Annotated in this window: 9 protein-coding genes; all 9 read right to left on the reverse strand. The window is 49.4% G+C overall.

Annotated elements, in window-relative coordinates:
- Positions 1-758 (reverse strand): glycosyltransferase family 4 protein (locus ACIQ2L_RS14315; RefSeq protein WP_396160026.1); only part of this gene is annotated, 758 nt, incomplete at its 3' end.
- Positions 755-1,966 (reverse strand): hypothetical protein, encoded by a 1,212-nt coding sequence (locus tag ACIQ2L_RS14320; RefSeq protein ID WP_396160028.1) that lies wholly within the window; start codon positions 1,964-1,966, stop codon positions 755-757. The genes ACIQ2L_RS14320 and ACIQ2L_RS14315, both read right to left, overlap by 4 nt.
- A 78-nt stretch (positions 1,967-2,044) precedes the next feature.
- Positions 2,045-3,310: a hypothetical protein gene (locus ACIQ2L_RS14325; protein WP_396160030.1), complete on the reverse strand. Its 1,266-nt coding sequence runs from the start codon at positions 3,308-3,310 to the stop codon at positions 2,045-2,047.
- Between the two features lie 437 nt (positions 3,311-3,747).
- The gene (locus ACIQ2L_RS14330) at positions 3,748-4,035 is read right to left on the reverse strand and encodes a PIN domain-containing protein (RefSeq protein WP_396160032.1); all 288 of its coding nucleotides are present in this window, start codon (positions 4,033-4,035) and stop codon (positions 3,748-3,750) included.
- Positions 4,036-4,040: 5 nt separating this feature from the next.
- The gene (locus ACIQ2L_RS14335; protein ID WP_396160034.1) at positions 4,041-4,292 is read right to left on the reverse strand and encodes a hypothetical protein; all 252 of its coding nucleotides are present in this window, start codon (positions 4,290-4,292) and stop codon (positions 4,041-4,043) included.
- A 171-nt stretch (positions 4,293-4,463) separates the two neighbouring features.
- Positions 4,464-5,528 carry an NAD-dependent epimerase/dehydratase family protein gene (locus ACIQ2L_RS14340; RefSeq protein WP_396160036.1) on the reverse strand — a complete coding sequence of 355 codons (1,065 nt, stop codon included), beginning with the start codon at positions 5,526-5,528 and terminating at the stop codon, positions 4,464-4,466.
- A gap of 545 nt (positions 5,529-6,073) precedes the next feature.
- On the reverse strand, positions 6,074-6,535 hold the full coding sequence (locus ACIQ2L_RS14345) for a hypothetical protein (protein WP_396160038.1): 462 nt from the start codon (positions 6,533-6,535) through the stop codon (positions 6,074-6,076).
- A gap of 15 nt (positions 6,536-6,550) precedes the next feature.
- The gene (locus ACIQ2L_RS14350; protein ID WP_396160040.1) at positions 6,551-6,877 is read right to left on the reverse strand and encodes a hypothetical protein; all 327 of its coding nucleotides are present in this window, start codon (positions 6,875-6,877) and stop codon (positions 6,551-6,553) included.
- A 12-nt stretch (positions 6,878-6,889) separates the two neighbouring features.
- A complete protein-coding gene (locus ACIQ2L_RS14355; RefSeq protein ID WP_396160042.1) occupies positions 6,890-7,594 on the reverse strand; it encodes a DUF6036 family nucleotidyltransferase in 705 nt (234 codons plus the stop codon).
- Positions 7,595-8,202: the final 608 nt, after the last annotated feature.

Consider the following 8,202-nt stretch of genomic DNA (forward strand, 5'->3'; position numbering starts at 1 on the left):
ACTCCGAATGGCTCATTCCACCGACTCGGAACCACAAGTACTCTATGCCGATTCAGTTCTGCCGCAAGTTGTTCACCTCGCAACACTCCAGCAAAAAGAACTTGATCTTCGACCCCGAGTCGTGATGACATTGCCTTAAGCGTCGCTTGGTCAGGGCCACTACCTATAATCGTAAGGTTATGCATTTTCCCATTACTCTTTAAATGGGAAAGCGCTTCGAGAATCAGATCACATCCTTTATCTGATACCAATCGTCCAAGAAAAACTAACTCTTTGGCTCTTTGCCCCTCAGGAAGAATTCGAAATGTATTGGCATCATATGGATTCGGTATCCGTGTTCCCGGCCAACCAACATGTTTTGCGATCGCTTCACTGATGTAAATATTGTGAGCAAGGCCAAGTAACCAGCGCTTGAATGTGGACGCAATCGACGTTTTGCCGGTGGTGTGGTTTAGCCATGTCGCAGTCGTTACCAACCAGGGCTTCCTCTTGCGAAATAAAGGCCGAGCGAACCGAATACTGATGTTGTTTTGCCAAAAGACGTCGCACCAATCGACCATCTCCAACATGGTTTTGCTGTTGGGATTTCGATAGATGACTAACTCTTTCTGTAGTCCGATTGGATCCTCGGCAACCGTTGTTGTCATCACTCGCACTTCGTGTCCAAGCTTGAGCCATTCCTGGACGAGTGATAACGATACGGATTCGATCCCTCCGACAGACGGGTGGAAAAAATAAGACGAAACAAGGATTTTCAATGTGCTCGTTTCAAACTCGCGATGAACTGGCCTGCGATTTCATTCAATCTTTGCGGTCGCTCTGGGCCTCGGCGCAACGCCATGATCTCTTTTGAATCCAATTGCGAGGCCAGATGAAAACCATCCAACTCAATAGATGAATCTTGTTGGTTCTCTCGAGTCACGACGACAGGAAGTCCAAAATCGCGGCAACTCGACGACGAGCTACTCTTTTCTGAAAGGATAGCTGGTGTGGTGGATATCACAAAGTCAAACGACTTTAGGAACGATGCAACATGTTCATCCGAATGCTCTCCCAGGACTATGACGGAAACTTTGCGGCGTAGCTCGTCAATCATTGCTTGGTGCGACCCAAATTCCGTTCGCGAATGCGCGCTCCCATGATTGGACTGTGGTTCATTGGTAGGAGTTGATACGACTCCTTTACCAAGGAATACCAGCAGGGGGCTCTTTCCGACTTCCTTGCAACCTTGAGACCATCGGTTGACGAAGTCTCTTGGGTCCCATTCTGGATGGACTGAACCAAAAACTCCGGCAATGTGATGTTGTCCGCGAACACATTGGACATCACTCGTTCCTAGCAATTGCTTCAGTTTTCCCCAGCCAATGTCAGCGTTTCCAAGCTCCGTATCGAAATTCCCGAAGAGAGGCAATTGACCTACTCGTGGTGCCAGCAACTTTAACAGACGGACATATGGTGTAGCATGCGTATGAATGACTGGCGGTTTTAGTGTAGATAGAAGTTTGGTGACAACTCGTTTTTGCAACGCACCGACAATCCGTTTCTTCCACGGACCACTTCCAATCGAGCCAATCCACAGCTCGTGAAACATCACGTGCCAAGTCGTATTCATTCCAATTCGATTCAAACGCTTCGATAGACCAAATGGAAGCCCCTTGGGATGAAAACCATACGGCACAAACTGCAAGCTCATCAAATCTGGAACAAAGCTTCGAGTAAGCGATCTTGCACTTTTTTCTCGCTGATGCCACGAAGTGTCGGCTGATAGGCGTAGGGTTGGAATCTTAGTCTCACCGTCGACTTGGTATTCGATCGCTGCCTGAGTTGGGGAGGCATATTTGTCGTTCAGGGATAGCATTTGGCATGGATGCCCCATGCGAACGCATGCTCCAGCCAAACGGCGAGTGTAATCTCCGACACCATCTTTTCCAGATTCGAGACCGCTAGATATGAATTGAATTTTCAAAATTAAACTTGTTAGTGCTTAGTGCTTGGTGCGTTGTGCTTGGTGCGTTATGCTTGGTGCTTAGTTCTTGGTGCGTTGTCAGTGGCTAGTGGCTAGGGCGGGATGCTTGATGCGCGGGGCTAGGAGTTTCTTTTGGTTTCGTCGCTTGATGGGTTTTTCGGTAGGCTGAGGACGGCACGCGGCGAGTGTCAATCCGGCAGCAATCGTGGCTGCCCCCTGGGCTGTCGTTTGAGACCACTGGCCAGACAACACTAAGAGAAAAGAGGCCATCAAAAAGACAAACGCGATCTGGTCGTTTCGAAACCAACCATGAAAAGACCGAATCGCAAGAAACAACGCTAGTGCGACGCGATACATCAAAAGAAAACCTCCCACCACCACGCCGTTGTCATACAACAATCTACCAAACTCACCCTCCGAGTTTCCAAACCCGACGAACGACCGCAACTGCTGTTGTCCAAAATTCGTGGAATAGCCAGTTCCCGATCCAAAGAACGGAACATTCGGATTGAGCACCGCCCCTAGCGTATCGTTATAGAATCTTTGCAAGATGGCTTCCTTGACTCCACCCTGAGATGTCGTCGATGCTGTCCAGCGGGAGCTAAACGCAAACAATCCATCCTGGACGGCTGGGATCGTCAGCGCGAGTGGTGCAAGACAGATCGCGCCCAGAAGAACGATCGCAGTGTGGGCTTGCAACCGTATCCCGAAACGAAGAGGACCTGCCGCGACGCCCGCTACAACAACCAGCAATACCGAAATAAACAATGAACGACTGATGGAAACAGGGATTGCGACCAATATCGCCAAAGCAGAAATGGAGCCGAGGAGGCTAGCAAATTTGTCCTTACTTTTGTAAACGTAGAGGAACCAACAGGCAGCGAACATCGGGTAAAGCGCTGCCGGGCCCGTGATGAAACTAAAGGTGCCCGGCGGGCGGAACTTGCCTTCGGCACCACTGAAACCAGCTCCCGTGAGACTACCTCCGAGACCACGGTTCACCCAAGCGGACTGGGGTGAATAAAACTGGGCGACTAGCAACAGTGTATACGGGATGGAGAGTATCACAGCGGCTTGACACACGGTCATCAACCTGGCGGGTGTCAACGTTCGTCCGATAATGAAGATCATCGGGACATGCAGAAAATCACTGCGTATGCCATACGCGCCAACGATCGGGTTCCCGTGCCCAAAAGGTACAATCGCCGCCTCTAAAAGCGCTAAACCGATCGCGGAAGATATAAAGATATTGAATGGAAATCGACGCATGGCGGCCGCGACCGAATAGATCAACACGACCAACGGGTCGCGTATCAACAAAAGCGGATTGCTTAACGATGGCAATATCCAACGTCGTAACCCGCCCTCAAAAATCCATAACGCGATGTAGACGAGGACTAAATAGTATAGGAGCTGATCTTTGGGCTTGGCGACGGCGAGAGGACGAGGTTCGACGCGAGTCGATATTTTGTTGGGGGAGAGCAAAGGAAGAGGGAAGTGCTTGGTGCGGGGTGCTTAGTGCTTGGTGCTTGGTGCTTAGTGCTTGGTGCTTGGTGCTTAGTGCTTGGTGCTTAGTGCTTGGTGCGTAGTGCGGGGTGCGTAGTGCGTAGTGCGGGGTGCGTAGTGCGTAGTGCGGGGTGGGCAGTTGAGGGTTGGTGGGAGGGATATTAGTTTGATTCCCAGTCTGTTACTTGCAATCCTGCGACACGCTGGAACTCCCTCGTGTTTCGCGTGACTAGGCACATCCCGCGAGAAAGAGCTTGGCCTGCAATCAACACATCCTATGGGCCTATCGGAGTACCTGCTTCCGCCAAGATGGCACGGATCTGACCGGCCGCCATTGCATCGCCAGAATCAAACTCTAATTTTGGTAACAAGATGTTTTCAAGTAACTCCAAGTTCCGCTGCACTCGCGCACTTCGATAAGCACCGTAATACAACTCAAACATAACCACCGTGGAGATGAAGACATCCTTCGGTGAATTTTCTCGTATTCGTCGACGGACTGCGCTGTCGTTCGTTTTCAGGAGTGCAATGACTGCATTGGTATCGAGTAAAAACTGAGACATCCGATTCAGATGCCGTCCAGATCGGGAGGACTAGTGTGATCAAATTGGTCGGAAGAATTGGCACTCTGGACCGCTTCCAGTACTTCGGGATCCAGTTGCCCGGAAACCTTTTCTAACCATTCCCAGTTATCGGCAATCGGCTCTAAAATCAAAGCGTTCCCGCGACGCCGTACAGAGACTTGCGTTCCTTCCATTTGAAAGCCCTCTGGCAATACGATCGTCTGGTGTCCAGATGTTGAAGTGATTTGTACGATCATTTTTCTAAGTGGCTAAAAGAGGGGCTAGAGGCTAGGGCTTGGTGCTTGGTGCTTGGTGCTTGGTGCTTAGTGCTTAGTGCTTAGTGCTTAGTGCGTTGTGCTTAGTGCGTTGTGCTTAGTGCGTAATGCGTGGTGCACTGCTAACCTGAATTTCTTCTTTGTTGACATACGTCAGCGATGCGCTGCACTCGTTCCTCTGTTCTTCCAAGCATCAATGATCTGCTTGATGGTGTCTTCCAGCGTATGTGTTATGTCCCATCCAGGATAGTGAGCTCGCATCTTACGCAGGTCACTGTAGTAGCAAATGTGGTCGCCGATGCGGTTCTCGTCTACGTAAGAATACACTTGCGGTTTGCAGGTAAATGACTCCGCTATCTTGAACGCTTCGTGTATCGAACAACTGTTGGCTTTGCCACCTCCCAAATTGTAAACTTCCGCACTCCGTGGACTTTCAATGAAGGCAGCCATGAATCTAGCAACATCTTCACTATGTATATTGTCGCGAACTTGCTTTCCTTTGTAACCAAATATCTTGTACTCGCGTCCTTCTAAATTGCATTTCACCAAGTAACTGAGAAATCCATGGAGTTCGACCCCTGAATGATTGGGGCCGGTGAGGCAACCGCCACGTAAACAGCACGTCGGCATATTGAAATAGCGACCGTACTCTTGAACGACAATATCAGCCGCCACTTTGGAGGCGCCAAACAAAGAATGTTTCGATTGATCGATCGAAAAATCTTCTGCGATACCGTACTCGTAGGCAGGATCGTCATAGTCAAATTTGGTATCTAGTTCCTTTAGCTTGATCATGTTTGGGCGGTCACCGTAGACCTTGTTCGTCGACATGTGAACGAAAGGTGATTCTGGACAGGATTGTCGGGCGGCTTCGAGAAGATTAAATGTGCCAACGGCGTTGGTATCGAAGTCATCAAACGGAATTGCAGCAGCGCGATCGTGACTTGGTTGAGCTGCAGTGTGGACGATCGCATTGGGTTTGACTGTTTTTACAAGTTCTAGAATTCCCACCCGGTCGCGGATATCGACTTCGTGGTGCTGGAAACCACGGATTTGTTCTGTAAGCCGCGTCTGATTCCAACGGGTGTCCCCTTGCGGGCCGAAGAATACAGGACGTTGATTGTTGTCGACTCCATGAATGGTCCAACCCTTGGAGGCGAAATGGACGCAAACCTCTGAACCGATCAGCCCGGACGAACCGGTAACGAGTAAACGCATGAGAAAAAAAGAAGAACGGGGAAGTTAGACGCGAGAGGATTGGTGCTTGGTGCTTGGTGCGGCGTTGCCTCGTGCGTAGTGCGTAGTGCGTTGTGCTTCGCACGTGCTTAGTGCTTAGTGCTTAGTGCTTGGTGCGTAGTGCTTAGTGCGTTGTGCTTAGTGCGTTGTGCTTAGTGCGGGGTGCTTAGTTCTTAGTTGGCGGGTGGATCGAATCCGTGGAGATCCGTGTTAATCCGTGGCTGTTTGCTCAAAACCTTCTTTAGCCACGGATGCGACACGGATGAAACACGGATTGGGAATTCGGAATGCAGAGTTTTAGAGTTAGCAGTTGTCAGTTGAATGAAATGGCCGCGAAAAAGCGCAGGGATCGCAAAATTGGGCAGTAACAACTTGCAGGTCAATGAATACTTTTTTAATCACGAATAGGACGAATCACACGAATCACATCACCCATGTCTTCTTATTCGTGGTATTCGTGTGATTCGTGGTCAACTCTTATCCCTCGATCACGGGTTTGGTGCGTAGTGCGGCTTAGGGCTGATTGTTTATCGCAGTCCGTAAAGGTAGAGGAGGCTCGCCCAACCGCTTGGTAAGATGGTAGGTGGCTCTTCAAATTTTCCAGCGTAGCGGACTGCCATCTCGAGAAAGTATTTGGCGTGAAAAAATGCTTCGAGAACGGGGCGAGTTTCGGCAAGCCAATTTTCATTGGTTTGATCCGTAAACGTTCGACTTATCCCGTCCTCGATGATCTTCTCGAACCACTCGTTGATGGGTTGTTCTGGCAAAAGCGATCGCAAAGCCGAAACAATTTCTCCGGTTGATTCTTGAACAATGAAGACTTTGAAACTTTGGTGATAAAACCGGTAAATGGGATCTTCATAACCCCAGTGATCGTTGCAGGATGCGAGTAATTTTTCAAGCGATTGCTTGTTTGCAATGAGATTTTCTGTCAAACGAAGCTCAGCAAGTCTGCGTTGCTCTTGTCGCTCGGAATAACTGAGTTTCATCGTAGACGACGACGGTTAGTCTTTAACCGGTTGTAAGTGTTTCCAGATATAGGGATAGGTCGTATGCCAGAGAATGGTTGCAAAAGATCCATCGGATTTTCGCGTAGCTATGACAACGATACCCTGTGGTTGATCCCAGCCGACGGTTTCCAGATCTTTCAATATATAATAGAGCCTGTTTTCAGCACGCGAGCACTCAACGAATTCGAATCGGGGTACCCACTCTGGCACGTGCAGTCGAATCGTGTCGCCATCGATCTGAACGAGCTCGACACGAGTCGGCATCGGTCCGCATTCGTGTTTTTCAATCAGTAGGTCGCACCATTGCTCAGTTTGTGACATCGTGAATATCGGTTAGTTGCTAGTTGCTAGGGCGGTGTTCAGTCGGTCGGTTATGTCTAACTGGTGGGCCCAATGGCGCATGTAGCTTTCGTCGAGCTGGCCCTGGACGAATATCACGTCTGCGACGTCTCCCTGATCTCTTGGACGGTTGGCCAATAGTTTCATCAGTATCAAGTCCTCCGGAGTCACAAACCAGAGATGCTGATCATCAAATGCAACCGGCAATCGACGTTCCATCATCGAAGCTTGAAAGGGCGTGTCGTTCACGAACACATCTACATCGATCGTACGGCCAATTTCAACGTACGTCTTCAGCTTGACCAAAGGCATGCCCCCGACGACGTCACGCCAACCCTTTCGATAAGGAGCTGCTACCTCATAACCTATCTTTTCTGATGCTTCGAAAAAATCAATCAATTGCTGGTCCGTAACCGTAACCTCGAAATCCACGTCGTAAGTGGGACGAGGAATACCATGCACGCGAACTGCCAACCCGCCGAGAATGGCATATGACAAAGCCAACCTCTCGCAAACACCAACCATCTCCAGCAATACGTCCTCTACCGTTTTGATCATGGCCATTAATCCAGATCGCTGCGATTTTCTGATCTGCGCAATCCCTCGCTTATCATTAAATTGCGGTGGTTGTTTTCTTGTTCCAGTCTCATGTATCGCCTTGTTACAAGCTCCGGACTCCCCTGGTTCAACGCTCTCCATGCCGATCTACTCAGGTCAATCGTCAACCGCAGTCGCTCCGATGCCGTCATGCGTCGATAAGATTCAAGGGTTTCTGGAGATAGCATTCTTTTAAGTTGCTAGTTGTCAGTTGGTAGTTAGTGCTTAGTGCTTGGTGCTTGGTGCTTGGTGCTTAGTGCTTAGTGCTTAGTGCTTGGTGCTTGGTGCTTAGTGCTTAGTGCTTGGTGCGTTGTGCTTGGTTCGTAGTGCTTAGTTGGCAGGTGGATCGAATCCGTGGAGATCCGTGTTAATCCGTGGCTATTTGTTCAAAACGATCTTTAGCCACGGATGCGACACAGATGAAACACGGATTGGGAATTCGGAATGAAGAGTTTTGGAGTTAGCAGTTGTCAGTTGAATGAAATAGCCGCGAAAAAGCGCAGGGATCGTAAAAATAGGCAGCAACAACTTGCAGGTCAATGAATACTTTTTTAACCACGAATAGGACGAATCACACGAAACACATCACCCATGTCTTCTTATTCGTGGCATTCGTGTGATTCGTGGTCAACTCTTATCCCTCGCTTACGGGTTTAGTTCTTGGTGCTTAGTGCTTAGTGCTTAGTGCTTAGTGCTTAGTGCTTAGTGCT

The sequence above is a fragment of the Flavobacterium sp. genome (assembly GCF_044369455.1).
Lineage (GTDB): Bacteria > Bacteroidota > Bacteroidia > Flavobacteriales > Flavobacteriaceae > Flavobacterium.

What these genes read in the sequence shown, in the direction of transcription:
- ACIQ2L_RS14340 (WP_396160036.1), bottom strand. Translation starts at nt 5,528, where the DNA reads ATGCGTTTACTCGTTACCGGTTCGTCCGGGCTGATCGGTTCAGAGGTT.
- ACIQ2L_RS14330 (WP_396160032.1), bottom strand. Translation starts at nt 4,035, where the DNA reads ATGTCTCAGTTTTTACTCGATACCAATGCAGTCATTGCACTCCTGAAA.
- ACIQ2L_RS14350 (WP_396160040.1), bottom strand. Translation starts at nt 6,877, where the DNA reads ATGTCACAAACTGAGCAATGGTGCGACCTACTGATTGAAAAACACGAA.
- ACIQ2L_RS14345 (WP_396160038.1), bottom strand. Translation starts at nt 6,535, where the DNA reads ATGAAACTCAGTTATTCCGAGCGACAAGAGCAACGCAGACTTGCTGAG.
- ACIQ2L_RS14355 (WP_396160042.1), bottom strand. Translation starts at nt 7,594, where the DNA reads ATGGAGAGCGTTGAACCAGGGGAGTCCGGAGCTTGTAACAAGGCGATA.
- ACIQ2L_RS14335 (WP_396160034.1), bottom strand. Translation starts at nt 4,292, where the DNA reads ATGATCGTACAAATCACTTCAACATCTGGACACCAGACGATCGTATTG.